General features: G+C 33.4%; 25 protein-coding genes and 2 tRNA genes. 14 read left to right on the top strand and 13 right to left on the bottom strand.

Annotated features, from left to right (window positions below):
- The first annotated feature begins 181 nt into the window (after positions 1-181).
- The 5 genes from SJY34_RS00595 to SJY34_RS00575 are packed head-to-tail and all read left to right on the top strand — an operon-like array spanning position 182 to position 4,828.
- Positions 182-748, top strand: a complete 567-nt coding sequence (locus tag SJY34_RS00595) for a DUF2911 domain-containing protein (RefSeq protein ID WP_400077923.1) — start codon at positions 182-184, stop codon at positions 746-748.
- Positions 749-758: 10 nt separating this feature from the next.
- Complete coding sequence (gene meaB, locus SJY34_RS00590; protein WP_400077921.1) at positions 759-1,838, top strand: methylmalonyl Co-A mutase-associated GTPase MeaB; 1,080 nt, start codon at positions 759-761, stop codon at positions 1,836-1,838.
- A 41-nt stretch (positions 1,839-1,879) separates the two neighbouring features.
- The gene (locus SJY34_RS00585) at positions 1,880-2,596 is read left to right on the top strand and encodes a glycosyltransferase (protein WP_400077919.1); all 717 of its coding nucleotides are present in this window, start codon (positions 1,880-1,882) and stop codon (positions 2,594-2,596) included.
- Entirely contained in the window at positions 2,593-3,216 is a 624-nt protein-coding gene (locus SJY34_RS00580; RefSeq protein WP_400077917.1) for a lipid-A-disaccharide synthase N-terminal domain-containing protein, read from the top strand. Before SJY34_RS00585 ends, SJY34_RS00580 begins: the two co-directional genes overlap by 4 nt.
- Positions 3,209-4,828 carry an ArnT family glycosyltransferase gene (locus tag SJY34_RS00575; RefSeq protein WP_400077915.1) on the top strand — a complete coding sequence of 540 codons (1,620 nt, stop codon included), beginning with the start codon at positions 3,209-3,211 and terminating at the stop codon, positions 4,826-4,828. Before SJY34_RS00580 ends, SJY34_RS00575 begins: the two co-directional genes overlap by 8 nt.
- Here SJY34_RS00575 and SJY34_RS00570 read toward each other — a convergent pair.
- The 8 genes from SJY34_RS00570 to SJY34_RS00535 all read right to left on the bottom strand — a co-directional run bounded on the left by SJY34_RS00570 (position 4,815) and on the right by SJY34_RS00535 (position 12,616).
- On the bottom strand, positions 4,815-5,387 hold the full coding sequence (locus tag SJY34_RS00570; RefSeq protein ID WP_400077913.1) for a phosphatase PAP2 family protein: 573 nt from the start codon (positions 5,385-5,387) through the stop codon (positions 4,815-4,817). The genes SJY34_RS00575 and SJY34_RS00570 overlap by 14 nt on opposite strands.
- A complete protein-coding gene (locus tag SJY34_RS00565; protein WP_400077911.1) occupies positions 5,387-5,614 on the bottom strand; it encodes a hypothetical protein in 228 nt (75 codons plus the stop codon). Before SJY34_RS00565 ends, SJY34_RS00570 begins: the two co-directional genes overlap by 1 nt.
- A gap of 1 nt (position 5,615) precedes the next feature.
- Complete coding sequence (locus SJY34_RS00560) at positions 5,616-6,998, bottom strand: MATE family efflux transporter (protein ID WP_400077909.1); 1,383 nt, start codon at positions 6,996-6,998, stop codon at positions 5,616-5,618.
- Between the two features lie 71 nt (positions 6,999-7,069).
- Positions 7,070-7,912, bottom strand: coding sequence for a hypothetical protein (locus tag SJY34_RS00555; RefSeq protein WP_400077907.1), 843 nt, complete (start codon positions 7,910-7,912; stop codon positions 7,070-7,072).
- A gap of 111 nt (positions 7,913-8,023) precedes the next feature.
- Entirely contained in the window at positions 8,024-8,965 is a 942-nt protein-coding gene (locus SJY34_RS00550) for an NAD(P)H-dependent flavin oxidoreductase (protein WP_400077906.1), read from the bottom strand.
- Positions 8,966-10,582 (bottom strand): S8 family serine peptidase, encoded by a 1,617-nt coding sequence (locus tag SJY34_RS00545; protein ID WP_400077904.1) that lies wholly within the window; start codon positions 10,580-10,582, stop codon positions 8,966-8,968.
- Positions 10,583-10,601: 19 nt separating this feature from the next.
- Entirely contained in the window at positions 10,602-11,789 is a 1,188-nt protein-coding gene (mnmA, locus tag SJY34_RS00540) for a tRNA 2-thiouridine(34) synthase MnmA (RefSeq protein WP_400077902.1), read from the bottom strand.
- A 116-nt stretch (positions 11,790-11,905) separates the two neighbouring features.
- Positions 11,906-12,616, bottom strand: a complete 711-nt coding sequence (locus SJY34_RS00535) for a toxin-antitoxin system YwqK family antitoxin (protein ID WP_400077900.1) — start codon at positions 12,614-12,616, stop codon at positions 11,906-11,908.
- Between the two features lie 65 nt (positions 12,617-12,681).
- Between SJY34_RS00535 and SJY34_RS00530 the strand changes: the two genes are divergently transcribed.
- Complete coding sequence (locus tag SJY34_RS00530; RefSeq protein ID WP_400077898.1) at positions 12,682-14,100, top strand: fasciclin domain-containing protein; 1,419 nt, start codon at positions 12,682-12,684, stop codon at positions 14,098-14,100.
- Between the two features lie 114 nt (positions 14,101-14,214).
- On the opposite strand, the gene SJY34_RS00525 is transcribed toward SJY34_RS00530, so the two are convergent.
- From SJY34_RS00525 to SJY34_RS00515, 3 genes are all read right to left on the bottom strand, one after another.
- Entirely contained in the window at positions 14,215-14,496 is a 282-nt protein-coding gene (locus tag SJY34_RS00525) for a hypothetical protein (RefSeq protein ID WP_400077897.1), read from the bottom strand.
- A gap of 316 nt (positions 14,497-14,812) precedes the next feature.
- Positions 14,813-16,717, bottom strand: coding sequence for a membrane protein insertase YidC (gene yidC / locus SJY34_RS00520; RefSeq protein ID WP_400077895.1), 1,905 nt, complete (start codon positions 16,715-16,717; stop codon positions 14,813-14,815).
- 120 nt (positions 16,718-16,837) lie between these two features.
- Complete coding sequence (locus SJY34_RS00515; protein ID WP_400077893.1) at positions 16,838-18,454, bottom strand: CTP synthase; 1,617 nt, start codon at positions 18,452-18,454, stop codon at positions 16,838-16,840.
- Between the two features lie 226 nt (positions 18,455-18,680).
- On the opposite strand from SJY34_RS00515, the gene SJY34_RS00510 reads away from it, so the two are divergent.
- Together SJY34_RS00510 and SJY34_RS00505 are read left to right on the top strand one after the other, a co-directional pair.
- Entirely contained in the window at positions 18,681-19,142 is a 462-nt protein-coding gene (locus tag SJY34_RS00510; RefSeq protein ID WP_400077891.1) for a class I SAM-dependent methyltransferase, read from the top strand.
- A gap of 605 nt (positions 19,143-19,747) precedes the next feature.
- Positions 19,748-21,661 (top strand): DEAD/DEAH box helicase, encoded by a 1,914-nt coding sequence (locus SJY34_RS00505; RefSeq protein WP_400077889.1) that lies wholly within the window; start codon positions 19,748-19,750, stop codon positions 21,659-21,661.
- Between the two features lie 63 nt (positions 21,662-21,724).
- Here SJY34_RS00505 and SJY34_RS00500 read toward each other — a convergent pair whose 3' ends face one another.
- Positions 21,725-22,765 (bottom strand): FKBP-type peptidyl-prolyl cis-trans isomerase, encoded by a 1,041-nt coding sequence (locus SJY34_RS00500; protein ID WP_400077887.1) that lies wholly within the window; start codon positions 22,763-22,765, stop codon positions 21,725-21,727.
- Between the two features lie 132 nt (positions 22,766-22,897).
- On the opposite strand from SJY34_RS00500, the gene SJY34_RS00495 reads away from it, so the two are divergent.
- From SJY34_RS00495 to SJY34_RS00485, 3 genes are read left to right on the top strand one after another with little or no spacing between them, the layout of a single operon-like run.
- Positions 22,898-23,266 carry an RNA-binding S4 domain-containing protein gene (locus tag SJY34_RS00495; RefSeq protein WP_400077885.1) on the top strand — a complete coding sequence of 123 codons (369 nt, stop codon included), beginning with the start codon at positions 22,898-22,900 and terminating at the stop codon, positions 23,264-23,266.
- Positions 23,244-23,900, top strand: a complete 657-nt coding sequence (locus SJY34_RS00490) for a methyltransferase domain-containing protein (RefSeq protein WP_400077883.1) — start codon at positions 23,244-23,246, stop codon at positions 23,898-23,900. The genes SJY34_RS00495 and SJY34_RS00490 overlap by 23 nt, the downstream gene beginning before the upstream one ends.
- Before the next feature lie 33 nt (positions 23,901-23,933).
- Positions 23,934-24,437, top strand: a complete 504-nt coding sequence (locus tag SJY34_RS00485; RefSeq protein ID WP_400077881.1) for a phosphoribosyltransferase family protein — start codon at positions 23,934-23,936, stop codon at positions 24,435-24,437.
- Here SJY34_RS00485 and SJY34_RS00480 read toward each other — a convergent pair.
- Positions 24,429-24,950, bottom strand: coding sequence for a shikimate kinase (locus SJY34_RS00480; protein ID WP_400077879.1), 522 nt, complete (start codon positions 24,948-24,950; stop codon positions 24,429-24,431). The genes SJY34_RS00485 and SJY34_RS00480 overlap by 9 nt on opposite strands.
- 129 nt (positions 24,951-25,079) lie before the next feature.
- Here SJY34_RS00480 and SJY34_RS00475 point away from each other — a divergent pair.
- From SJY34_RS00475 to SJY34_RS00465, 3 genes are all read left to right on the top strand, one after another.
- A tRNA-Lys gene (locus SJY34_RS00475) sits at positions 25,080-25,152 on the top strand.
- 55 nt (positions 25,153-25,207) lie between these two features.
- Positions 25,208-25,291: transfer RNA gene (locus SJY34_RS00470), tRNA-Leu, on the top strand.
- Between the two features lie 214 nt (positions 25,292-25,505).
- Positions 25,506-26,405, top strand: a complete 900-nt coding sequence (locus SJY34_RS00465; protein ID WP_400077877.1) for a MerR family transcriptional regulator — start codon at positions 25,506-25,508, stop codon at positions 26,403-26,405.
- Positions 26,406-26,407: the final 2 nt, after the last annotated feature.

Here is a 26,407-nt window from a genome sequence, read left to right as displayed (position 1 = left end):
AAAGACGATACTAAATTTTAAGTGTGACAAAAAAGTTTAATTTTTTTCACAATTATAAGAATTACTTAAAATTCAGCGTTTGTATTCTATAAATTTAGGGATTTGAATTATCTTTAAATCTTAAATGTCAAAGTTTGGCATTTCTTTAATAAAACTAGAAATACTCTAAGATTAATTAATTATGCTAAAACGCCTCCTTATTGTCCTATCCATTCTGGCTTTGGGTTTACTTTTATATTCCGTTTTTGTCGAAAATATTTTCTCACCACGCTTAAGTCCGAAAGATTCTGCGGAAATCGCACTCAACGATTTAAATTTAAAAGTAGAATATAACAGGCCTTCTAAACGCGAACGTGATATTTTTGGTGCTTTAGTTCCTTTTGATAAAGTATGGCGAACTGGTGCCAATGAAGCTACAACTTTTAAAACCAATAAAGACCTTGCCATAAAAGGTATGCCGCTAAAGAAAGGTAAATACACTATCTGGACCGTACCAATGAAAGATAGTTGGAAAGTGATGTTTAATTCTAGACAATATGAATGGGGAGTTGATGAAAAAATGGAACCTATGTGGGATCCGAATTATGATGTGATTGAAATTGAAGTTCCTACAAAACAAATAGATGAAACCGTTGAAGATTTTACTATTGCTTTTGATAATACCACAGGGAATTTAAAATTAACCATGGCTTGGGATAGTACAAAAATTGAAGTCCCAATTGAAGAACAAAGCTCTAAAAAACCTTAACAAATGTTAGTTGGCTAAGAAAGACCAAACATATAAATCTGCTCTAAATGAGCAAGATGGTGTTACACCACCTGAATCACTAAGTCCTGATTCTGCAAAAACAATAAAGGCTAATCGTAAAAAACAACCCTCTATTGAAGACTTGGTATCTGGAATTACATCTGGAGATATTTCTGCCCTGAGTCGGGCCATTACAATGGTAGAAAGCACTAATTTGGCTCATACAAAAAAAGCGAATGAGATTATTACAGCTTGTTTAACTTATGCAAACAAATCGATTAGAATAGGTATTACTGGTGTTCCTGGTGTTGGAAAAAGTACATTCATTGAAGCGTTTGGCATACATTTAACCAACTTAGGTAAAAAAGTAGCAGTGCTCGCTGTAGATCCAAGTAGTAGTTTAAGCAAAGGCAGTATTCTTGGAGATAAAACAAGAATGGAGGATTTAGTAAAAGATAAAAACGCTTTTATTAGACCTTCAGCTTCTGGTGATTCTCTAGGAGGTGTTGCTCGGAAAACTAGAGAAACAATTATTCTATGTGAAGCTGCTGGTTTCGATACCATCATAATTGAAACCGTTGGTGTTGGGCAAAGTGAAACTGCTGTGCACAGTATGGTCGATTTCTTTCTCCTTTTAAAATTAGCTGGTGCTGGTGATGAACTCCAAGGCATTAAAAGAGGTATTATAGAAATGGCAGATGCTATAGTAATTAACAAAGCTGATGGTGACAATATAAAAGCTGCTAAATCTGCCAAGCTAGAGTTTAATAGAGCTTTACATTTATATCCTGAAAAAGACTCTCAATGGTCACCAAAAGTATCGCTTTGTAGTGCTTTAAAACAAGAAGGTATTTCTGAGGTATGGGAAATGATTAAAGACTATGAATCAACTACTAAGGCTAATCATTATTTTGAAACCAATAGAAATAATCAAAATAAGTTTTGGCTATTACAAACTATTGAGGAACGTTTAAAGTCCAATTTTTATAATTCTGCTAAAATAAAGAATGAACTACAATCTCAAATTGATTTAGTTGAATCTGGAAAAACAACACCTTTTGCTGCAGCTGAATATTTACTTTCACTGTAACAAAAAAACAATACTTTTGCACAGACTAAGCCATCAAATGCATGACATATAAGTTTACCATAGTTGTTCCTGTATATAATGAGGAAGAAAATTTAGAACGTGTAGAAACTGAACTTTCTCGATACCTTGATATTGCATCTGTTCCTACTTCTATTCTATTTGTTAATGATGGCTCAAAAGATAATAGCCAAGTGTTGATTGAAGCTATATGCGAAAGAAATGAAGCTTTTGAATATATCTTATTTAAAGAAAATCGAGGTTTAAGTGCTGCTATAAAGGCAGGTTTTGATTATGTTGATTCTGAACTAGTTGGTTATATAGATTCTGATTTACAAACAGCACCAGAAGATTTTAATATCCTTTTAAAACATATAGATAATCACGAACTAGTAACAGGAGTACGCTCCAATCGTAAGGATTCGTTTGTAAAGAATATGTCTTCTAAAATAGCCAATGGTATCAGACGTGCTTTTACGCACGATGGTATGGATGATACTGGTTGTCCACTTAAAATTATTAAAACAGATTATGCCAAACGTATTCCTATGTTTAGAGGTTTACATCGCTTTTTACCAGCTATGATTATGTTGCAACATGGTCGAGTGATTCAAGTACCTGTTAGACACTTTCCTCGTATAGCTGGTTCAGCAAAATTTGGATTATGGAATCGTCTCCTTGGACCATTAATGGACTGTTTTGCTTATCTCTGGATGAAGAAAAAGTATATTAATTACGAGGTTTCTAAATCTAGTAAATGAAGGATTGGATAATTTACAGTATCGGATTTTTAGCTCAGATTTTATTTTCTTCTCGGCTAATTATTCAATGGATTACTTCAGAAAAGCAACGTAAAGTAATTACACCAACTACATTCTGGACATTGAGTTTAATTGCCTCATTCTTATTATTTATATATGGTTATCTGCGCTTAGATTTTGCGATTATGCTCGGACAAAGTTTAACTTACTTTATCTATATCAGAAATTTACAATTACAAGGACAATGGCAGAAGTATCCTAAAATAGTTCGGTATTTGTTGTTTATAGTCCCAGTACTTATTGTCATTTTTTACTACAATAACAACAAAATTGATATTGAATTACTCTTTAAAAATGAAGCTATACCGACCTGGTTGCTCATTCTAGGAGTTGTAGCTCAAGTAATCTTTACGCTGCGATTTGTGTATCAATGGATACATGCTGAGCGCAATAAAGAATCTTCATTACCAATGGGATTTTGGGTATTGAGCTTAATTGGTGCAGGTTTAATATTAACTTATGCAATTATTAGAAAAGATCCTGTATTGTTTGTAGGTCATTTATTTGGTTTAGTGATTTACGCTCGAAATGCTTATTTAATAAGACAAACCAATGATTAAGCTCATAGAAAAATATCCTATTCTTAGTCTTTTACTTTTTGTAATAGTAATGCTTGGTTTTACCATAGATTCACTTCCTGTGACCATAATGGAAGCTCGAAATTTTATTTCGGCCAGAGAAATGCTAACTGATAACAATTGGATTTTAACAACTATGAATGGTGAAGCACGTTATCAAAAACCACCTTTACCAACTTGGATTACAGCAGTTTTTGGTTATTTATTTGGAATAAAATCTATTTTAGCATTACGTTGGCCAGCGTTACTCTTTTTAGCCAGTATTGGTATTTCAACTTATCTACTATCTAAAAAGTTAGAGCTTACTAAATCCCATAGTTTAATTAATGGTTTTATTGTACTCAGCTCATTTTATGTTATTGGTATCACTATAGAAGCTCCTTGGGATATTTACACACATGGTCTTATGCTTATGGCATTGTATCAGTTATTACGAATGTTTCAAGATGGTAAAACGCCAATTTTGCATAGTTTGTTATTTGTATCGTTTTTAGCGTGTTCTGTTTTATCAAAAGGTCCTGTATCTCTATACGCATTATTTCTTCCTTTTGTAATTGCCTACGGTATAGCATACAAGTATAAAGGTGGGACGCTCTATTTCTTAAAACTAATTAGTCTTCTAGTCTTCGGAATTGTTTTAGGTGGTTGGTGGTATTTCCATGTTAGAGTGGCAGACCCTGAAACATTCACAGCAATCGCAACGCGCGAAACCTCTAATTGGAGCAGTTATAATGTAAGACCGTTTTATTATTACTGGAGTTTCTTTGTACAGAGTGGAATTTGGACTATTCCTGCATTTATTAGCTTACTTTACCCTTATCTAAAATCAAGAGTTTCAAATTTAAAAGCTTACAGGTGTAGTTTCTATTGGACTATTTTAGCGGTTATTTTATTATCGATTATTCCTGAAAAGAAATCGCGTTACCTCATGCCAGTTTTAATTCCACTAGCCATTAATATTGGCTTTTATATTGAATATTTAATTCGTGAATTCAAAAATTTAAAGACTAAGAAAGAAACAATTCCTGTTTATTTTCAATTTGGTTTAATTGCAACAATAGCCGCTTTATTTTGGGTAGTTTGGTTTTTTTCTAATTCTATTTTAACGGGTGAGTTATTAGTCAGATTCATAATTACGACTATAGTATTATTGGTTATTGGAATTTCAATCTTCAAAAATTTAAAAAGTAAGAACATTAAAAATGTATTCTATTTGGTAATAGGATTTATGCTTACTATGGGTTTAATTGCCCTTCCTATTTCAAAAGTGCATAAACAAGAAGATTATAAAGATTTTTCAGATTATAATACTATTAATGCTCCTTTATATCACTTAGAAGGTGTTGCTCCAGAAACCATCTATAACTATGGAGGTAAGATTCCTAATATAAAAACAGATGAAGGGTTTGCTATTCCTAATGAAATAGAATTCAATTTACTAACAAAAGGAACTGATCCTAAAACAATAGATGAACTATCAAAATACTATGATATTGAATTTATTGCTACTTACGATTTAAACACAGCTTCAAAAGGTTCAAAATCTCACAGAACACGTTTAGTAAATCAACTTTATAGACTTACTCGGAAGTAAAACGTTGCAGAATATATTTGTTCAATTTGTAAAATGCAAAACCAGATAAAGCACCAAATGTCATTCCACATAAAATATCTATTGGGTAATGTACACCTACATAAATACGGCTATAAGCAACGATAAAACTCCAAAGCAGAAGAATAAAAATTAGTTTTTTATAATACGGTCTTAACACTAAACCACCAAAAACTGCAGCAGCCATTGAGTTAGCTGCATGCCCAGAGAAAAAACTTCTATTAGTACTACAACGCTCTGCAATATATCGTATCGTATCCATAATATCCTCGCATGCACAAGGTCTAAATCTGCCAACGGAACGTTTTACCAAATTTGTGGTCTGGTCTGTAAAGGTTATCATTGCAGCAATGACGAAAACAATAATTAATAAGGTCTTTAAACCGTATTTTTTATAAATAAGAAATAGAAGAATGGCATAGAAGGGTGCAAATGTATACTCATCGGTAATTACTAACCATAGCCCATCCCATGTTGAAGACCCAAGTGAGTTAAGGAATATAAAAAGCTCTGTATCTAGTTCTAAAAGTTGTTCTAACATTAATCGTTGTAACGTGTTATTTCTCTATCGTAAAACTCTGTAGCTTGTTTAATGTAGTTCTCCGTTTCGGTTTCTAATTCTTTTTCATCGTGTTGGTCAAACTCTTCAAACCATTCTACTTCGTCGTTTTCGAGATTAATAATGAATCTAGGGAATTCAGTATGAATAATAAAAATCGCATTTGGATAATCTGTATTGTCGCCTAATATAAATTTTGGTAATTCCATTCTATTTTTTGTCTTGTTGCAAAATTAAACGCTTTGTGAGATAATTAAACCTAATATATAATAAAATTGCAGCAGATGTCAATCCTGCTAAAAGTCCAATCCAAATACCAAAACTACCATAAGCATCTTCCTTTCCCAAAAACCAACTGATCGGAAAACCAATCAACCAGTAGGCTATAAAAGTAATTAATGTTGGAATTTTCACATCTTGCAAACCTCTCAAGGCTCCTAAAACCACAACTTGAATGCTATCACTAACTTGAAAAATCGCTGCTGCCAATAATAATTTTGAAGCAATTTTGACCACTTCCATATTATCATCATAGTTTACTATATCATCGAAGTCTACATAAATACGTGGTAAGTAGTCATGAAAAACTAGGAATATCAATCCAAAAACAAAAGCGAAAATAGTACCCAATAAAAATAATGAAAACGCAATACGACGCAACTCAAAATACTGTTTTAATCCTTTTTGATTGCCCACTCTAATCATTGACGCAACACTAATTCCCATGGCGACCATAAAGGTCATAGAACTCAAATTTAAAGCAATTTGGTTTGCTGCTTGAGGGTTTTTACCCAATAAACCACTTAACCATATCGCTGCAGTAAAAATAGCAACTTCAAAGAACATTTGCATAGCACTTGGTGCACCCAAATTAATAATCTTACGAAGCATTAATTTATCTAAAACAAAGAATTTAATATTAGTAACAAAGGCTTTGGATTTTTCTTTCCCTCTCAATAAATACCAGAGGTACCATAACATAATAAAACGAGAAGCTAATGTACCATAAGCTGCACCAACAATGCCTAACTGAGGAAACCCAAACTTACCAAAGATGAGTACATAATTTAGTAATACGTTAACTACATTGGCTAAAATGGTTGCATACATAGGATATTTAGTCATCGATAAACCATCACTAAATTGCTTAAATCCTTGAAAAATAATTAATGGAATTAATGAGAACGCTACTAAATCTAAATACGGAATCGCTAACTCTACAACCTCTACAGGCTGTCTCATAAAGTACATTAATGGCTTAGCAAAAAATACCAGAAGAAATAATAGAATTCCTAAAACCGTACATAAAAATAAGCCATGTTTAAATGCTGACTTACCACTAGCAAAGTCTTGTGCTCCATCTGCCTCTGCTACCAAAGGTGTAATTGCGGTGCTAAAACCAATACCTAAAGACATGGCAATAAACATAAAACTATTCCCTAAAGAAACTGCGGCCAATTCTGCAGTACCCAATTGCCCAACCATAATATTATCTACAAAACTGACAAAGGTATGCCCAAGCATACCTAACATTACTGGCGCAGCCAGTTGCCAATTGTATTTAAATTCTTTAGTGTAGTTACTTAAAACCATAGCGCAAAAGTAGCGGTTTTGGTTTTAGCATTTTTAATAAAATGAATGAAGTTTTTATAAGTTATATAAGCTTAAAATTTATGATAAAGCCCAAAGTTCAACGCAGCTTGTTTAGCTACATTATTTCCAAAAAAGGCGCCACCAAAACCTGCCGTCACTCCAAATTTATCGGTGATTTCTCCAATACCTTTTAAACCGTAAGATCCATAGTCTTGGTCGTTAACATATAAACCAGTGAATCTATTTTGAAATGGTAAAGACACATCTCCATTCGCAAGTGTTTTCACAATATCTAAAAACCCAATGAGCCAAATTCGCTTATGTAGTTTATAACCAAATTCACCTCCAATTTTAAAGTTAGAACTGTAATCATTAGTTCTAATATTAGCTCCAATAAAACTTTGAATGTAGGTTTTCTCAAAACTTCTCCCTGCTAAGAAAAGTGGTGTAATTGTATAAGCATCATAACCCGTCCTGATTCCTGAATCTTCGAAGTAAGAAGCTGTATTGGCTTCTGTAGAAAGTTGACCAGAAAGTATCCAATCCTTTTTATAAAAATTGTATCTTATACCTAATTCTATATTACCTAATGCCGTTTCATTAAAGTCTTGTGAACAGTCACCAATACAGTCAATACGTGGATCTTGAAAACCATTAAATGTAATTAGTTTTAAAGGTAAATTGACAATTAAAGTGGTGTTATCAGAAATACCATACTCAGCATATAACTGCACTGTATTATCTGAAAGCTCACCAATTGTGCTGTAATCCGGATCACCAAAAAACTCATTGTAATTGGGTATTGTGGAATATGAAAGTTGTGTATAGAACTTACCCATTTCTTGTGTCCACGGACTTTGTGAAAATGCTGAAAGGCTGATAAATAAGATTAAAGTTTTAATACATTTTTTCATAAACTTGATTTTATTAGTCTTCAGTCGTTTTAATTTCAAAAAACTTAAAAATAAAAAACAGGTTTAAAAGTAGAAAGTCAATGCGAAGAACTACGTATTTTATGTTTTTAATTAAAGTGAAGCTGCATTTTGCTTCGCCTCCTCAAACTCAGTAACCATATCCTCTACAATGTCTGTGACAGGTTTCACATCATGGATTAAACCCGCGATTTGTCCAATCTCTAGCTCTCCATCCTCTAAATCTCCTTCAAACATTCCACGTTTGGCCCTTGCTCTTCCTAAGAGTTCTTTGAGTTGTTCTGGCGTTGGAGCTGTTTTATACAATTCTTGTAACTCGTTGTAGAATTTATTTTTTATGAGTCTAACAGGAGCTAACTCTTTTAAAGTAAGTTGTGTATCTCCTTCTTTAGCATCTACTACGACTTGCTTAAACGCTTGGTGTGCAGAAGATTCTTCACTAGCCACAAATCGGCTACCTACTTGCACTCCATCAGCACCTAATACCATACAGGCTAGCATCGCTTTTCCTGTTGCAATACCTCCTGCTGCTATTAATGGAATTTGTAATTGCTCTTTAACCATTGGTATCAACGTTAAGGTCGTCGTTTCGTCACGTCCATTGTGTCCACCTGCTTCAAAACCTTCGGCAACAATAGCATCGACTCCTGCTTCTTGAGCTTTTAATGCAAACTTTACACTGCTCACAACATGCACCACAGTAATGCCTTTATCCTGTAACCATTTGGTCCAGGTTTTTGGATTTCCGGCAGAAGTGAATACAATCTTTACATCTTCCTCAACAATAATATCCATAATTTCCTGAATGTTTGGATATAGCATTGGTACGTTAACTCCAAATGGTTCGTCAGTCGCTGCTTTACATTTTTGGATGTGTTCTCTTAGCACATCTGGATACATGGAACCTGCCCCAATTAATCCTAAAATACCTGCGTTACTTGCTGCTGAGGCTAGTCGCCAACCACTGTTCCAAATCATACCTGCCTGTATGATAGGATATTTTATGTTGAAGAGTTGTGTAATTCTATTGGTCATTTATTGTTTTATAAATTTGAAGGTTTGTGAGGAATTTTCTGATGAAAACTTTATGAGGTATATGCCAGTTGAAAGCGTCGATACATTAATGGTTTGAGAATTTTCTAGAATTGATTGGCTCAAAACTTTTTGACCTAGCTGATTATAAATAGAAACGTCTGCGTCGCTTAGAATTTCTGGTAATCTCAAGTTTATTTCATCTTTAACTGGATTTGGATAAAAACCAAAGTCTTCAATTAACCCATCATCAATTGACAAAGCAATACTCCTTGCTACATCTAAATCAGGTATTCCATAACCTAAAAAGTCATCTGGCGAGCTAAACTGAGATGCTGATTCTCTTACATAATCCATAACTTCTGTGGGAGACGCATTAGGAATGGCTTGCCATAACGATGCAATGCCACCGCACATGATAGGACCACTAAATGACGTTCCGTTATTTTGAGTAATCGTATTATTCTGATTCACAACATAAGCTGCTCCACCTCTTGCAACTACATCTGGTTTTTGATAACCAACTTGTGCAGCACCGCCTTGAGAACTAAACGATACATAATCTCCATTAGCATCTACAGCTCCAATAGATAACACATTTGGTGAATCCGCAGGAGAACCAACAGTTTGCCATGCTGTTGCACCAGAATTACCTGCACTTACAACAACCAAAATTCCTTTTTCAACTGCAATAGAAGCTCCTTTTGATATAAATGTAACTTGACCATTCATATCAGCTGGAGTATAGTCGTAATTAGAATTATCAAATGTAGTGTAGCCTAAAGATGTATTAATCATATCAACACCCAAACTATCTGCACGCTCGGCTGCTTCGACCCAATAACTTTCTTCTACAGGATTTTCACCAGATACATCTTCAGTTAAAAATAAATAATATGACGCATCTGGTGCTGTACCTACAAATTCATCTTGTACAAAGCCAGCCATAGTACTTAATACTCTTGTTCCATGAGAACTCGCTGTACTGGCATACACATCAGCATTTCTATTTACAAAATCATAGCCATCTAATAAATCATTATTATCCCTTAAACGCTGAAAAGCTCCCAGAGTATTCACATTAGGAAAACCGGAGTCCATTACGGCAATTGTAATACCTTCGCCTGTGAAATCTGCAACATGCAAATCATCTACATTAATCATTTCTATCTGATTCTGAGTGTCACCATATGTAAACACCACATTCTCATCTTCTATATCTGTTTTATCTTGAATTGTTGTTGAACGTGATGCTGTATCTAGATTGTTATCAGCAAAGTCAATACTATCTACATATGCCAACGCGCTTAGAGCATTAATGTCTGTTTCAGTTCCTCTAACATGTACTGCATTAAACCATTTTGACTTGGCTAAAACTGTAATTCCTGTTTGTATCTTTAAATCCGAAATGTAAGCTTCATTAACTGGCACATCACGTTGGTCAATAGGTATATTATGATTCTGCTTTCTATCAATGGCTTTCTGAGTAAGTATAGTAATAGGATTTGCTAAAGCTGCTGCAACATTTGACTTATCTGTGAGATAAATCCAAGCATCTTCCTGAGCGTAGCTATTTATTGTTAGGAAGAACAATAAAAGCATCGTTAGCTTTCTTAACATGGCTTTTCTTTATTGCAATTTAAGAAATTACTCCAGAACCTACTAACTCATCCTCTAAGTACCAAGCTACGAATTGGCCTTCTGTAATTGCAGATTGTTTATTTTCGAATTCTACATATAGACCAGACTCAACTTTATGCAAAGTTGCTTTTTCTAATGCTTGTCTATATCTAATCCTTGCCATGACTGATAAAGTTTCACCTTCAGATAAAGCTAAATCTTCTCTAATCCAATGTAACTCCTCATTAGTCACAAACAAAGTATTTCTATACAAACCAGGATGATTTTTACCTTGACCAGTGTAAATAACATTTTCTTTTACATCTGTGTCTATAACAAAAAGTGGCTCTATGGTTCCACCAACGGCTAGTCCTTTTCGTTGTCCCTTGGTAAAATAATGGGCACCTTGATGCTTACCAACAACTTTACCATCAGTGATTGAATATTCTGGTTTTCTAGATAAATATTCTAATTCAATTTCTTTTGAATTGAATTCAGGAACAGTTTCATTATAAATATCAAAAGAGTCGGCAACCTCAACAATTACACCTTCCTTAGGTTTTAATTGTTGTTGCAAAAAATCTGGCAACCTCACTTTACCAATAAAACATAGGCCTTGAGAGTCTTTCTTTTCTGCCGTTATTAAATCTTGCGCTTTAGCTATTTCTCTAACTTCTGGTTTAGTTAATTCACCTATTGGAAATAAGGCTTTTGATAACTGCGTTTGTGATAACTGACATAAAAAATAGGATTGATCTTTATTACGGTCAACTCCAGCTAAAAGTTGATGAATAGTTTTACCATCTTTTTCGATGGTTCCTTTTCTGCAATAATGACCTGTAGCAACATAATCTGCACCCAGATCCATAGCAATATCCATAAAAACATCGAACTTTATTTCGCGGTTACAAAGTACATCAGGATTTGGTGTACGTCCTTTTTCATATTCATTAAACATATAATCCACAATACGCTCTTTGTATTGTGCACTTAAATCTACCGTTTGAAAAGGAATACCAAGTTTTTCCGCTACTAACATGGCATCATTGCTATCCTCTAACCAAGGGCATTCATCTGAAATAGTTACAGAATCATCGTGCCAGTTTTTCATAAACAGACCAATGACCTCGTAGCCTTGTTCTTTTAAAAGATAGGCTGCGACGCTAGAATCTACTCCTCCTGAAAGTCCTACAATGACACGTTTCATATTTACTTTCTCGCTTATTATTCTTGGTTCGAAAAATCTTGGCAAAATTACAAAATAAAAAAGGCAATCTTATTAAGATTACCATTTCTAAATTCTATGAATCAAATAGCTGATTCCTATTCGTATTTCTTAATGACCTTGTTATTGGTATGATCAATTTCTTTAGCTATTTTTCCATCTTTGTAATACTTCCAAATACCTTTTTTCTGATTTGCGATATAATTTCCTTCAGAATCTTTTTTACCAGAAGCATCATAATTAACCGTTTTGCCTTCTAGTTTATCATTCTTGTATTGAGATGATTTGATTAACACCTCATTTTCTAAAAACCATTTGGCTTCTCCATTTAGCAATCCATTTTTATAGGACGCTTGTTCTGCAACTAAGCCATTATCATAATAAACATAGCGTTCGCCATCTAACTTTCCTTCATCATTAAAATTCTCTAGAATCATTTTGGCAGTAGAATCTTTGTGATAATAAATCCATTGACCTATATAACGTTTGCCATCCATCCTACCTTCACTAATTACTTTTTTATTTGAGGCAAAAAAAGTCACATCAGCTATACTATCCTTTTCACTAAAGACTTTTATTGCACTTAAAACACTTTTCCCTTTAGATAAGGTGTAGAACTTAAATGAGTCAACTTCCTTACCATGAACAAAATTTCCTTCATATCGCTTCTGATCGGTTTGATGATAGTTTTTAGTCCACAAACCGTGACGTTTCCCATCTTTATCGAACTTATTAGTTGATTTTTGAGCATTAATGCTTGTTAAAATTATTATAAAAAGAAAAGTCAGATAATCTTTTTGTTTAATCATTACGTATATTTGTTAAACAAACTATTAAAGTTTGAAATGTTGAACAATTTTAAAAACCCAAAAAAATGAAAATTATTTCAAAAACACTCAAAATGTTACCAGTATTTCTATTATTTGTAGGACTAGTAGCATGTAGCGATGATGATGACAACAACGGACCTACTGATCCACAAACAAACACAATTGTTGATTTAGCTATCGCAACTGATGATTTAAGCTCTCTAGTTGCAGCTTTACAAAGAGCAGATGGCAACTTAGTATCTGTATTACAAGGTAATGGACCTTTTACAGTTTTAGCACCAACTAACGCTGCGTTTAACAATTTTTTAGCTGCAAATAACTATGCATCATTAGAAGACGTTCCTACTGAAGTTTTATCTCAGGTATTATTAAATCATGTTATATCTGGTGAAATAACTTCTACCATGTTAGTTAACATGGGTTCTGGTTACACTAATACTAGTGCTACTGGAGCAGGCGGAAATAATTTAAGTTTATTATTTGACACATCAAATGGTGTAACATTCAATAACGGCGCGACTGTTGTTGCTGGATTAGCTGATATAGACGCAGACAATGGAATTGTACATGTGGTTGATGCTGTAATTGGATTACCAGATGTGGTTGATCATGCATTAAACAATAGTAATTTTACTTCACTTACTGGTGCTTTAACTTCTGAAGATTTAGTATCAACACTTCAAGGTGATGGACCTTTTACTGTATTAGCGCCAACAAACGATGCTTTTGCTAGTTTTACAAATCCAAATAGTAACAGTTTATCAAGCGTACTTTTAAACCATGTATTAGGTGGAGTTATATTATCAACTGATTTAGTAGCTTCTGGTTCTGGTTATGCTTACACTTCTGCTGCTGGACCTAATGATACGGATTTAAGTATTTATTTTGACACATCTGATGGTGTAGTCTTTAATGGTTTGTCTACTGTAAGCTCAGCTGATATTGTAGGTACTAATGGTATCATACATGTTGTAGATGAAGTTATAGATTTACCAACCATAGCAACGTTTGCAACAACGAATGATGCCTTGTCTACACTAGTAGCTGCACTTTCTTATGCAGATACAGGTTCACCAACAGTACCATGGATAGCGACAGTATCTGACGCTACTGCTGGACCATTCACAGTATTTGCACCAGTGAACGATGCTTTTGTTGATCCGACTACTGGAGTACTTGCAGAATTAGGACTATCTGGATTTGGTGAAGGTACAGGTGAATTAAATGCTGCTACAACAGATGCTGTATTATTAACGCATGTTGTAAGTGGAAATGTTCAGTCCTCTGGACTTCCTAATGGTACTGTTGCTACACTAGGTGGAGATATCACAGCCGATAACACAGCGTTTACCTTAACAGATTTAAATAGTCGTGTTAGTAATATCGTAACTACTTTAGTAGATATACAAGCTGTAAACGGTGTTGTACATGTTATTGATAAAGTATTATTACCACAGCAATAAGTGAAAAAGAAAATTGAGGAGTGATTACCTCTTTTTATATTGATTGATTTAGTTAGTAGAAAGCCTTTCGGAATATCCGAAAGGCTTTTTCTTATTATAATACTTGAACAAAATTTAAATACTGATTTCTAATATTTCGGCTTTACCAATTTCTCGCCCACCCTCATGAATATTCCATTTTCTTCCTATGTTTAAGTACTTATCAATAGGTTGATTACTTAAGAAACTTACAGTTACTTCTTTTATTTCGCCTGGCATCATAAGATTATCACCATTAAGTTGAATATCTCCTACAAACGCGAATTGGAATTGATCATTGGATTGATATTCAAAGACATGGTTGGGTCTAAATCCACTCGATACCGGCGATTTACGACCTCCATCTTTAGTAGACATCAATTTTAAGTTTGCTTTTACTCTAATAAAATCTGGAGTTTTAGACAAATCAAAATCTGTAATACTACGGTCAGTATATTTACCAAAAGTATGTTTATCAAATACTTTTCCTTATCCTAAATCTAGCCATCTCTTATAAATCAATTTCCCGTTAAAATATACGTAGAGTTCATTATGATCTTTTATTACTTTATGAATGTACATGTTAAATTAAACAAGAGAACTCTTAAATATAAAAAAAGCCTTTCGAATATCGAAAGGCTTAGAAGTTTATTAAGATAAGATTATTATATATTACATTTTTTACAGAATTATATTATTTCTTCTTACCCTTTTGCTGCGCTTGTTTTTGTGCTTCGGCTTGTGCCATCATGTCTGCCATTTTCTTCTGAAACTTGTTTTGCTTCTTAGGCTTTGTTTTACTGACTTCAATTTTAGCTAATACTTTATCTTCATCAATAATGTAATTTTTAATGACTAGCATAATACCAATACTAATTAAGTTAGATATAAAGTAATATAAACTTAAACCTGAAGCGTAATTATTAAAAAATACTAACATTAAAAGGGGTGAAAAGTAAATCATATACTTCATCATCTTACCCATATCTGGCATACCCTCTTGTGTTGGTTGTGTAGCCACTTGCTGACCAGTAGTCATTTTCATATAAAAGAAAATTGCAACTGCAGCTAGTATTGGAAATAAAGCCACATGGTCTCCATAAAATGGTATTGCAAATGGTAATTCTGCAATAGAATCATAAGAACTTAAATCGTCCGCCCAAAGGAAACTTTTTTGCCTCAATTCAAAAGCCGTTGGGAAAAACATAAACAGAGCATAAAACACAGGAATCTGCATTAAACCAGGTAAACATCCACTAAGAGGACTTGCACCAGCTTTGCTTTGCAATGCCATTGTTTCTTGCTGCGCTTTTAATTTGTTGTCTTTATATTTTACTTTAATAGCTTCTAATTCTGGTTTTAAAATCTTCATTTTTGCCTGAGATAAAAACTGCTTGTATTGTACAAAGGAGAGCATGATTTTTACGAGTATAGTCATTACTATAATAGCGATACCATAAGGTAAGAATCCACTTAAGAAACCAAATAATGGAATGAATAAGGCTTTATTAATCCAACCAAAAATTCCCCAACCAAATGGTATACTTTCTTCTAAACCTTTTTCATAAACCTTTAACGTCTTTGCATCTGTTGGGCCATAATACAAACCAAGACTTTTATTTATTTCACCACCATTATAGGCCAAAGGAAATTTAGAAGTATATAATTTTGTAAACAAAGTATCTACCTCTTCGTCCTCAACTAAATCTTTGGAAGTTAGTGCTACATTCTTGATTGTACCATTATTAGACGCTAAAATTGTACTAAAAAAATGCTGTCTGTAAGATAACCAATCAACATCTTCAACAGTTTCATCATCATCACTCATCTGAGATAGTTTATCAACTTTACCATCATCGTGCATATAAGTTAATCTTGTATATCTATTCTCGTAACTTATGCTTTTAGAGTGGCGAATCTGTTTCTGTTTCCAATCTATAGTAATTGGTTGCGAGGTATTAAAAACACCACTTAAACCTTGTGATTTAATTGAAAAATCAATCATGTAATCATTCGGTTTTAACTCATAACGATACTCTAAAAATGCAGATTCGGAAACTTTAAGTTTCATAGAAACTACTGTATTCTCACCACTTTTTGTCACACTTGGTTGAAAAGGTAATTTTTCAGTATTAAGCGTACGGTTGTCTGCTGTACCAAAAGAAATATTAAAAGCACTATTTTTATCCTGCACTAAATAAATTGGCACAGAATCATAATCCACAAATTTCTTTAGTTTTACTTCTGCTAAGTGACCACCTTGTCTATTAAACTTTAATTCAAAAACATCCGTTTCAACGGTCGTAATTTCCGCACCAGGTAATGATAATGCATGGCCAAATGCTCCGGTTTTACTTTTAGCTGCTGCTAATTCTGTGGAATCTAAAGTCGCCGTATTGACGTAATCTGAAGCTGTAGTAACAACAGCTTCATTTTGTTTACTTTCTTTTTTCTCTGATTCAACCTGTTCTTGTTCGGCTTTCTTTTGTGCTTCAACCTCTTCTGGCGTTGGACTGTTCTGATACATCATATATATCAAAATTCCGAATATGAGGACAAAACCTATAATAGAGTTAATGTCAAATTTCTTTTCTTCCATTGATTTATTAGTTTTAGACCTGTCAGGTTTTGGAAACCAAACAGGTCTTAAGTGGTATTAATTGGTTAACTCAAATTGTTATCCAAATTTTGTTTTGCGCCAAAGTGGCACATTATTTTACTATTTTTTATTCTTAAATTTTAGAGCAGCTCCAACAAATGCCACAAAAAGTGGATGCGGATTTGAAACTGTACTCTTATATTCAGGATGATACTGCACACCAACAAACCAATTGTGGTTTGGTATTTCTATAATCTCAACTAAACCTGTTTCTGGATTAAGACCTGTTGCCTTCATACCAGCAGCTTCAATTTCGGTTTTATAGTCATCATTAAACTCAAAACGATGTCGGTGACGTTCTTTAATATCCACCTCACCATATACATTGTATGCAATACTATTTTTACTAATCTTACAATCCCAAGCACCTAAACGCATGGTTCCTCCTTTGTTAACGACATTCTTTTGAGATTCCATTAAATTAATGACAGGATTTTTTGTTTTTTCATCCATTTCAATAGAGTTGGCATCTTCGAGCTTTAAAACATTTCTGGCATATTCAATAACAGCCATTTGCATGCCTAAACAAATCCCTAAAAATGGTATATTATGTTCGCGAACATATTTTACTGCATCAATTTTTCCTTCAATGCCGCGCTCACCAAAACCTGGTGCAACCAATACACCATCTAAATGTTTTAATTTGAATTCTATATTATCTTCATTCAAATACTCGGAATGTATAGGTTCTACTTTAACTCTAACTTCATTTTCTGCTCCTGCATGAATAAATGCTTCTAAAATAGACTTATAGGAATCCTGAAGCTCTACATACTTACCAATTAAACCAATAGTGACTTCGCTTTTTGGATTTTTATGTCGCTTTAAAAATTCGTTCCATTGTTTTAAGTCTGGCACATCACTCTTTAAATTTAGCTTATCTAAAACCACCTTATCCAGTCCTTCATCTAACATTAAGTTAGGTACATCGTAGATAGTAGATGCATCGATGGACTGAATAACCGCCTCCTTTTTAACATTACAAAAACGTGCGAGTTTGCTCTTTAAACCATCATGAAGTTCATGCTCTGTTCTACAAACCAAAACATCAGCATGTACTCCGCTCTCCATCAAGGTTTTTACACTGTGTTGCGTTGGTTTTGTCTTCAACTCACCAGCAGCAGATAAATAAGGTATTAAGGTTAAATGAATAACTAAAGCATTGTGCTCACCCAAATCCCATTGCAATTGGCGAACCGCTTCTATGTAAGGTAAAGACTCAATATCACCAACTGTTCCTCCAATTTCAGTGAGGATAATATCATAATCACCAGAATTACCAAGAATCTGAATTCTGTGCTTTATCTCGTCTGTGATATGCGGAATAACCTGAACAGTTTTACCTAAAAATTCACCACGTCTTTCTTTATCAATAACACTTTGGTAAATTCTACCAGTTGTTACATTATTAGCCTGAGAGGTCGGTACATTTAAAAAACGCTCATAATGCCCTAAATCTAAATCGGTTTCTGCACCATCATCTGTGACATAACATTCACCATGCTCGTATGGGTTTAAAGTTCCTGGATCTATGTTGATATATGGATCTAATTTCTGAATGGTCGTTCTGTAACCTTGTGCCTGTAAGAGTTTAGCCAAAGATGCAGCTATAATGCCTTTTCCGAGAGAAGAAGACACTCCGCCTGTTACAAAAATATACTTAGGGTTTGTGGTCATGTTGCGCTGTTAAACGCAGGCAAATTTACGAAATTTAATGAGTTATTCAGAAATTGTTTATGGTTTGTTGAAATGTTGTGATTTTAAATAATTTAACATCATAAAAAGCAACTCATTATGTGATTGACTTTCTGAAAATTTTAGACTAACCTTAGCTTATCGTCTGATATAAGTCATTAAAACGTACTCATATCACTAAAGTTAGCATTCATTAGAAGAACCGTAAATGACAGATTCAAACAAGAAAGATTTTATTCCTGCTCTTGGTTATGATTGGTTAACCGGAATGTATGATTTAGCCATAAAATTAACAATGCCTGAAACAAAGTTTAGGAACAGGTTAATAAATGAAGTAAACCCACAAAACGACGAAAAAATACTTGAATTTGGATTTGGAACTGGTCAAAATTTGATAATTGGAAAACAAAAGTATCCTAAAAGTAATTTTAGCGGATTAGAGATTGACCCAAAGGTTAAGTTATTTACGGAAAGGAAGTTAGAAAAGGTAAAGTTAGATATTCCTTTGTTTTTATATGATGGAGGGCAATTTCCATTTAAGAATGCTGAATTTGATAAAGTTTACAGTTCTTTAGTCTTTCATCAACTTGACACAAAGACAAAAAAAGATTGTCTAAAAGAGATACATAGAGTTTTAAAACCCAACGGAATATTAATTATCGGAGATTGAGGGAAACCGAAATCCAAGTTCCGACGATTTTTATTCTATGCTGTTCAAATATTGGACGGATTTAAAACGACCCAAGAAAATGTTGAAGGACTACTGCCTAAATATATGACGGAATGTGAATTTGAAAACGTAAAAGAAACAGATTACATAAATACAAAAATTGGAACTTATTGTTATTACGTGGGAATGAAATTAATATGAGATATAATATAACGAAATGCTAAGTTAAGAAGTGTATAATTAATTGCTTGGGTTAGTGTTACTCGGAAAATCCTTCGGATTTTCTTTACGTTCGGTTTCCTTTTGCTAAATTAGTTGCGTAACAGTCGCAACTAACCATACACAAACCAATAAGCGCAACCAAAAATTGATTATCCAATTAAAAGACTATCTTTGCCGCTCGAAACAAAAACTGATGTGACCACGAAACGAGTTCGAGGTTCGTTCATCTAACAAATTTGACTTCGCAAAAAATGCTTGTCAATATTGAGTTTCATTAAATTCCTCAGAGTGAGGATGTGTTACCCAGAAGTTTTAGTGTTTAGTATGTCGATTCGCTTCTTTTGTAACACCAACAGAACATAATCGAATACATAAACTAAAGAATGAGCACATTCCAAGAACTCGGTCTTAATGAAGACCTTTTGCGCGCTATTACTGATTTAGGTTTTACAAAACCTAGTGAAGTCCAAGAAAAAGCCATCCCACTATTATTAGAAGAAGACAAAGACTTAGTGGCTTTGGCACAAACTGGTACTGGTAAAACAGCAGCTTTCGGATTTCCGATGTTGCAAAAAATAGATATTGATAGCAGAACTACTCAAGGTCTTATCTTATCGCCTACTCGCGAGCTTTGTTTACAAATTACAAACGAATTAAAGCTCTATGGTAAATATTGTAAAGGCTTAAATGTAACTGCCATTTATGGTGGAGCAAGTATTTCTGATCAAGCAAGATCTGTTAAACGCGGAGCACAAATTATTGTAGCAACTCCTGGTCGTATGAAAGATATGATTAGCCGTAATATGGTAGATATATCTAAAATACAATATAGTGTATTAGACGAAGCTGATGAGATGCTAAATATGGGCTTCTATGAAGACATTACTGACATTTTATCCCATACACCAGATGATAAAAGTACATGGTTATTCTCTGCAACGATGCCAAAAGAGGTCTCTACTATTGCAAAGAAATTTATGTACGATCCTACAGAAATCACAGTAGGAACTAAAAATGAAAGCACAAAAAATGTATCGCACGAATACTATTTAGTAAATGCAAGAGACCGTTACCAAGCTTTAAAACGTTTAGCAGATGCAAATCCAGATATATTTTCTGTAATCTTTTGTAGAACAAAGCGCGATACTCAAAAAGTAGCTGAAAACCTTATTGAAGATGGTTACTCTGCAGGAGCTTTACATGGTGATTTAAGTCAGAATCAGCGAGATATGGTGATGAAATCTTTTAGAAACCGCCAAATACAAATGCTCGTTGCTACAGATGTTGCGGCTCGTGGTATTGATGTCGATGATATTACGCACGTAATTAATTACCAATTACCAGACGAAATAGAAACTTACACACACAGATCTGGTCGTACAGGTAGAGCTGGTAAATCTGGTATTTCTATGGTTATTGTTTCTAAAAGTGAAACTCGAAAAATAAAAAGTATAGAGCGCATTATTAAAAAGCAGTTTGAAAAGAAAGAAATTCCATCAGGAATGGAAATCGTAGAAGTGCAATTAATGTCCTTAGCGAATAAAGTCCATGCTACAGAAACTAACCACGAAATTGATAAACATCTCGAAAGTATCAATGAATTATTTGCTGATACTGATAAAGAAGCCTTAATTAAGAAATTTTTCTCTGCAGAATTTAATCGTTTCTTTAATTATTATCAAAAATCTAAAGACTTAACAGTTTCAGAGTCTAGAGGATCAGATAGAGATGGAGGTGGACGCGATTACGGAAAACAATCTAATGATACGCGTTACTTCATTAATGTTGGTCGCAAAGATGGTTTTGATTGGATGAAGTTGAAAGATTTCCTAAAAGAACAATTAGAACTTGGACGTGATGATGTGTTTAAAGTAGATGTTAAAGAAAGTTTTTCTTTCTTCAATACCGAAAAAGACATACAAGAAAAGGTTTTAGCATTCTTCACAGACTTTAAACACGAAGGTCGTTTTGTAAATGTTGAAGTTAGCGAAAATAAAGGCCGAAGTGGTGGCGGAAGACGCGATAGAGGTCGTGGCAGAAGTGATAGACGTTCTGGTGGTGGAAGTCGCAGACGCGATGATAAACCTAGAAGTGATAGACGTTCTAGTGATAGAAGATCATCTGGCTCTGGAAATAGAAGCGACAGACGTAGCAGTCGACGCTCAGACGATAATAGAAGCGATAGACGCTCTAGCGATAGAAGAGATAGAGGTTATGATGATTCTAGAGGAGACAGAAAGCCAGAATCTAGCAGATCTGGTTCAGATAGACCTAGACGTTCTAGAAGACGTGATTAAAATAAAATAAGCCTCACATTGAGGCTTATTTTATCTTTTTAAATATTTTTTTTACGAAGCTAATCAACTACTAGTCTCATTGTAATTAATAGTTATATCCTCATCCAAATAGTCTAATATACCATTGCTATTTGTGTCTAGAGCTTTTACTGTAGTAATTGTAATGATACCAGCGTTAGTAATTCTACTAAATTCATATTCATTAGCGTCCAATATAGGTTCGGACTCACCCATATTAGTATCTACAATATAAATAGTTTGTTCTAACTCATTAAATGTAGAGACTTCATCACCATCATCATCTAGGTCAATAAAATTAGGAGCTTCGTCTTCATCAGAATCGTCATCGAATACTGATAAATTAGCATCTAAATCTTCCACATACGATGGTATGCCATCACCATCATCATCTACGGTTTCGTATTGTAGCATTTCAAATTTAAAGATTAAGTTATCATACGATGACCCAGTTGTTATTCCTGAAAAATAGGCCAATCCAGATGGAACAAACATTACACCTAAGCCAAAATTATTATAATTAACGACTCCATTATCAAGACTAAAACCTGTAGAAGCATTAAATGATGGCATCACAAGTTGCCATGCTCTAATTGTACCAAAAGTGTTGATACCATTACCAACTAATGCTAAATCCAACGGTGTAATTCTAGAATCAAATACATCTCCATCTTCTACTGAACTTCCCTCATACCTTACACGCACTAAATCTGTAAATTTTGGCGCTTCACCTCCACCTTGATTTATTCTTAATATATAATATTCATAATCCGCTTCTAAAAACTCTGTTGTATGTGTTTCTACAGCATCTATTAACAATGTACTTCCGTCCGGCACATCCTCTCCTTCTGGTAACTCAGAGATAATAATATCTGTATATTTATGATCAGTCCCTGTTTCAAAAAAACTAGAATTATAATAATGGCTAGATAGGTAGTCTAAAATGGAATCATTATCCTTCTCTTGCTGCTCAGTTCTATCTTCTTCTACAAAGTCATTTATGATAGGGTCATCCTCCTCACACGATATAAATACAGTCAATGCTGCTAAAACACATAGGTATAACTTAAAAGTACTAATTTTCATAAATCTTGTATTTCTCATATTAATCTACCACAGATTTAACATGATGTTCATTATTGCTTAATTATAAGGCGCAAGATACAATAATATAATATTTTTGTACAATAAGATTAACGTAGTTTTTAGTTAAAAAATATGCGAATTGATAAATACTTGTGGTGTGTACGTTATTACAAAACACGGAACATTGCGACACAAGCCTGCAAAAAGAGACAAATAAAGGTTAATGGTGCAGTAGCAAAACCATCTAGAGAAGTTTACCCAACGGATAAAATTGAATTGCGAAAAAATCAAATTACCTATCAGTTAACCGTTAATGACATACCTCCAAATAGAGTTGGTGCTAAATTGGTTGATATCTATAGAATCGATACTACACCAAAAGAAGCGTTTGAAGCGCAAGAGCTTTTGAAGTACAGCAAAGATTATTATCGAAAAAAAGGCACCGGACGACCAACTAAAAAGGACAGAAGGGATATTGATGATTTTTATGAAGAGGAATAAACTAGATAAAGTATATTGGGAAGAACGATACAACAATGAAAATACTGGCTGGAATATTGGTTACCCTTCTACTCCATTAAAAACATACATAGATCAACTTAAAGACAATAAGATAAAAATCTTGATTCCTGGTGCTGGTAATAGTTATGAAGCTGAGTACTTATGGAATAAAGGCTTTAAAAATATTTATGTCGTTGATATTGCTAAACTCCCTCTAGAAAATTTTAAACATCGAGTTCCTGATTTTCCAGCTAATCAATTATTTCATATAGATTTTTTTGAATTGGATGACGATTTTGATTTAATATTAGAACAGACCTTTTTTTGTGCATTACATCCAAAACTGAGAACAAAGTATGTTGAGAAAATGTATCAGCTTTTAAAACCAAACGGAAAATTAGCTGGTTTACTCTTTGATTTTGAACTTACGACATCTGGTCCACCTTTTGGAGGCAGTATTTCTGAATATAAATCTCTTTTCGAAAAAAAATTTAAAATTAAGATTTTGGAAAGCTCAATTAATTTAATAAAAGAAAGACAAGGTAAAGAACTGTTTTTTATCTTTGAAACCTATAATAGGTATTTGGCAGACTTTGATTGTTGCCAAAAAAATGATAAAACTACAAAACCGTAGTTTATTATAGATTTTAATTTTGTAGAGCATACTATGGCATTAACAAAAAACACAATTTTAAGTCACAAAGAAATTGAACATAAAATAAAGCGCATTGCTTACCAAATTTATGAGAGCAATGTTGACGAGACCGAACTTATCATTGCTGGTATTGAAAGTAATGGCTATCTCTTTGCAAAAAAAATAAAGAATAATCTTGATAAGATTTCTTCAATAGAATCCACGTTATGTAAAGTTACAATAGATAAAGCACAACCGACCAATCCTATTCTTACATCAATTAAGAAAGAAGATTACAGCAACAAATCTATTGTATTGATTGATGATGTTCTAAATTCGGGTAGTACACTTATTTATGGAATTAAACATTTTTTAGATGTTCCATTGAAGCAATTTAAGACCGCTGTTCTTGTAAATAGAAATCATAAAAAATATCCTGTAAAGGCAGACTTTAAAGGTATATCACTTTCTACATCACTGTTTGAGCATGTACATGTCAATCTTTCTAAGCAGCCTTACGAAGCTTATTTAGATTAATTGCATTAAAATTTCCTCAAATATATCTTGTTTGGTTTTATTATCTGTAGTGATAGTAAAATGGGCTTTGTTATAAAACTGAACACGTTCAAAAATATGCTTACCAATAAATTCTAGTAAATCTTCTTCAGATTTTAAATGACTAATCAACGGTCGTTTTTCGCGTTCCGTAAACAGACGTTTTGCTAAATTCGGAATTGAAAGTTTTAAATAAAATGATGCAATATTTTGATTGTTAGTTAATATAGCCATATTATTTCCATAACAAGGAGTGCCACCTCCAAGAGCGAGAACAAGATTCTCAGAAGATTCTATTACTTCTTTTAAATATTCTGTCTCTTTTTTTCTGAAGTAAATCTCCCCTTTAGTTTCAAAAACTTTAGAAATAGAAGCGTTTTCTTTTTCTGAAATGTAATCATCCAAGTCTAAGAAACTATAATTTAAGAGTGTAGCCAATTCCTTACCGATGGTTGATTTCCCTGATCCCATATAACCCATTAAAACGACTATCATAATGCTTATCTTTTGATTATTAAATCTCTACACTAAGAGACAACAAAAAAACGAAAATTTAAACAAAAAAAGTGTTGTTTTATTAATTAAACATTTTATATTTGCACCCTCGTTAGAGAAAAACATTTTGACCAGTTAGCTCAGTTGGTAGAGCATCTCCCTTTTAAGGAGAGGGTCCTGGGTTCGAGCCCCAGACTGGTCACGAAAAGTTAAGCAAAAAAAGCTTAACTTTTTTTTTACCTTTACGTATCATAAATGCGCACGTGGCGGAATTGGTAGACGCGCCAGCTTGAGGGGTTGGTGGACATTAGTCCGTGGAAGTTCGAGTCTTCTCGTGCGCACTTTATTGATTTCTCTCAATATCTAACATTGGTGACTTAATTAATCTGCAATATTATTTTCAGCATATTACGCTTGAAGAGATTCTATAGTCACGCCAGTATGTTTATTACTATTTTAGTACTTTGATTATGTATTTTTTTTACTTAAATAATGTTAATTCTACATTCATTATAAATATATAATGTATTTTTGTTTAACTATTCTTATAAAATAATGAACAATATTAAAAGTCAATTCAGTATTAAAGACCTTGAAAATCTTACAGGTATTAAGGCGCACACTATAAGAATCTGGGAAAAACGATACAATCTTTTAGAACCCAAACGTACTGATACGAATATTAGATACTACGATTTAGCGAATTTTCAAAAATTGCTTAATGTTAGTTATTTAAATAATAATGGTTACAAGATTTCTAAGATTACAACTATCGATGAGGATAAAATCCCTCAGTTAGTAAGAGAAATAGCTTCCAAAAATGATACAGACAGTCATGCCATTAATGCACTTAAGTTAGCAATGCTAAATTTTGACCAAGCACTTTTTTATAATACTTACGAATCACTTTTAAAAGAAAAATCATTTAGACGAATCTTCTATGATGTTTTTATACCAATGCTTACAAATATGGGATTGCTTTGGCAAACGGACACGATTACTCCGGCACATGAGCATTTTATAACCACCCTTATAAGACAAAAAATATTGGTTAATACCGAGAAGATTCAATCTAAACAAGTGAATGATTCTAAGAAAACTTTCGTTTTATATCTGCCAGATAACGAAATACACGAATTAGGACTAATGTTCATAAACTATGAGATTGTTAGCAATGGTTATCATTCTATATTTTTAGGTCCTAGTGTTCCATTAGAAAGTTTAACAGATATTCAAAATTACTATGACGATATTACATTTGTTTCATATTTTACCGTGAAACCAGAAAAAGAAAACATATCCGCTTACTTGAATACTTTTAATGATGTTATTTTAACGAAAAATAATTCGAAATTCTGGATTTTAGGAAGAATGTTATCACATTTGGATTTAGACAATTTGCCAAAAAACACCAAAGCGTTTAGTAGCATAAAAGAACTAACGGAAGCACTTTAATT

This window comes from Winogradskyella sp. R77965 (assembly GCF_044594915.1).
Classification (GTDB): domain Bacteria; phylum Bacteroidota; class Bacteroidia; order Flavobacteriales; family Flavobacteriaceae; genus Winogradskyella.
Note: the sequence above shows the minus strand (reverse complement) of the source record. Positions and strands in the feature narration are given on the sequence as shown.

Bases quoted from the DNA above. Each gene is read 5' to 3' on its own strand.
- SJY34_RS00595 (WP_400077923.1), top strand. From the start codon at position 182: ATGCTAAAACGCCTCCTTATTGTCCTATCCATTCTGGCTTTGGGTTTA.
- SJY34_RS00585 (WP_400077919.1), top strand. From the start codon at position 1,880: ATGACATATAAGTTTACCATAGTTGTTCCTGTATATAATGAGGAAGAA.
- SJY34_RS00580 (WP_400077917.1), top strand. From the start codon at position 2,593: ATGAAGGATTGGATAATTTACAGTATCGGATTTTTAGCTCAGATTTTA.
- SJY34_RS00575 (WP_400077915.1), top strand. From the start codon at position 3,209: ATGATTAAGCTCATAGAAAAATATCCTATTCTTAGTCTTTTACTTTTT.
- SJY34_RS00570 (WP_400077913.1), bottom strand. From the start codon at position 5,387: ATGTTAGAACAACTTTTAGAACTAGATACAGAGCTTTTTATATTCCTT.
- SJY34_RS00565 (WP_400077911.1), bottom strand. From the start codon at position 5,614: ATGGAATTACCAAAATTTATATTAGGCGACAATACAGATTATCCAAAT.
- SJY34_RS00560 (WP_400077909.1), bottom strand. From the start codon at position 6,998: ATGGTTTTAAGTAACTACACTAAAGAATTTAAATACAATTGGCAACTG.
- SJY34_RS00555 (WP_400077907.1), bottom strand. From the start codon at position 7,912: ATGAAAAAATGTATTAAAACTTTAATCTTATTTATCAGCCTTTCAGCA.
- SJY34_RS00550 (WP_400077906.1), bottom strand. From the start codon at position 8,965: ATGACCAATAGAATTACACAACTCTTCAACATAAAATATCCTATCATA.
- SJY34_RS00545 (WP_400077904.1), bottom strand. From the start codon at position 10,582: ATGTTAAGAAAGCTAACGATGCTTTTATTGTTCTTCCTAACAATAAAT.
- mnmA (WP_400077902.1), bottom strand. From the start codon at position 11,789: ATGAAACGTGTCATTGTAGGACTTTCAGGAGGAGTAGATTCTAGCGTC.
- SJY34_RS00535 (WP_400077900.1), bottom strand. From the start codon at position 12,616: ATGATTAAACAAAAAGATTATCTGACTTTTCTTTTTATAATAATTTTA.
- SJY34_RS00530 (WP_400077898.1), top strand. From the start codon at position 12,682: ATGAAAATTATTTCAAAAACACTCAAAATGTTACCAGTATTTCTATTA.
- SJY34_RS00525 (WP_400077897.1), bottom strand. From the start codon at position 14,496: ATGTCTACTAAAGATGGAGGTCGTAAATCGCCGGTATCGAGTGGATTT.
- yidC (WP_400077895.1), bottom strand. From the start codon at position 16,717: ATGGAAGAAAAGAAATTTGACATTAACTCTATTATAGGTTTTGTCCTC.
- SJY34_RS00515 (WP_400077893.1), bottom strand. From the start codon at position 18,454: ATGACCACAAACCCTAAGTATATTTTTGTAACAGGCGGAGTGTCTTCT.
- SJY34_RS00510 (WP_400077891.1), top strand. From the start codon at position 18,681: ATGACAGATTCAAACAAGAAAGATTTTATTCCTGCTCTTGGTTATGAT.
- SJY34_RS00505 (WP_400077889.1), top strand. From the start codon at position 19,748: ATGAGCACATTCCAAGAACTCGGTCTTAATGAAGACCTTTTGCGCGCT.
- SJY34_RS00500 (WP_400077887.1), bottom strand. From the start codon at position 22,765: ATGAAAATTAGTACTTTTAAGTTATACCTATGTGTTTTAGCAGCATTG.
- SJY34_RS00495 (WP_400077885.1), top strand. From the start codon at position 22,898: ATGCGAATTGATAAATACTTGTGGTGTGTACGTTATTACAAAACACGG.
- SJY34_RS00490 (WP_400077883.1), top strand. From the start codon at position 23,244: ATGATTTTTATGAAGAGGAATAAACTAGATAAAGTATATTGGGAAGAA.
- SJY34_RS00485 (WP_400077881.1), top strand. From the start codon at position 23,934: ATGGCATTAACAAAAAACACAATTTTAAGTCACAAAGAAATTGAACAT.
- SJY34_RS00480 (WP_400077879.1), bottom strand. From the start codon at position 24,950: ATGATAGTCGTTTTAATGGGTTATATGGGATCAGGGAAATCAACCATC.
- SJY34_RS00465 (WP_400077877.1), top strand. From the start codon at position 25,506: ATGAACAATATTAAAAGTCAATTCAGTATTAAAGACCTTGAAAATCTT.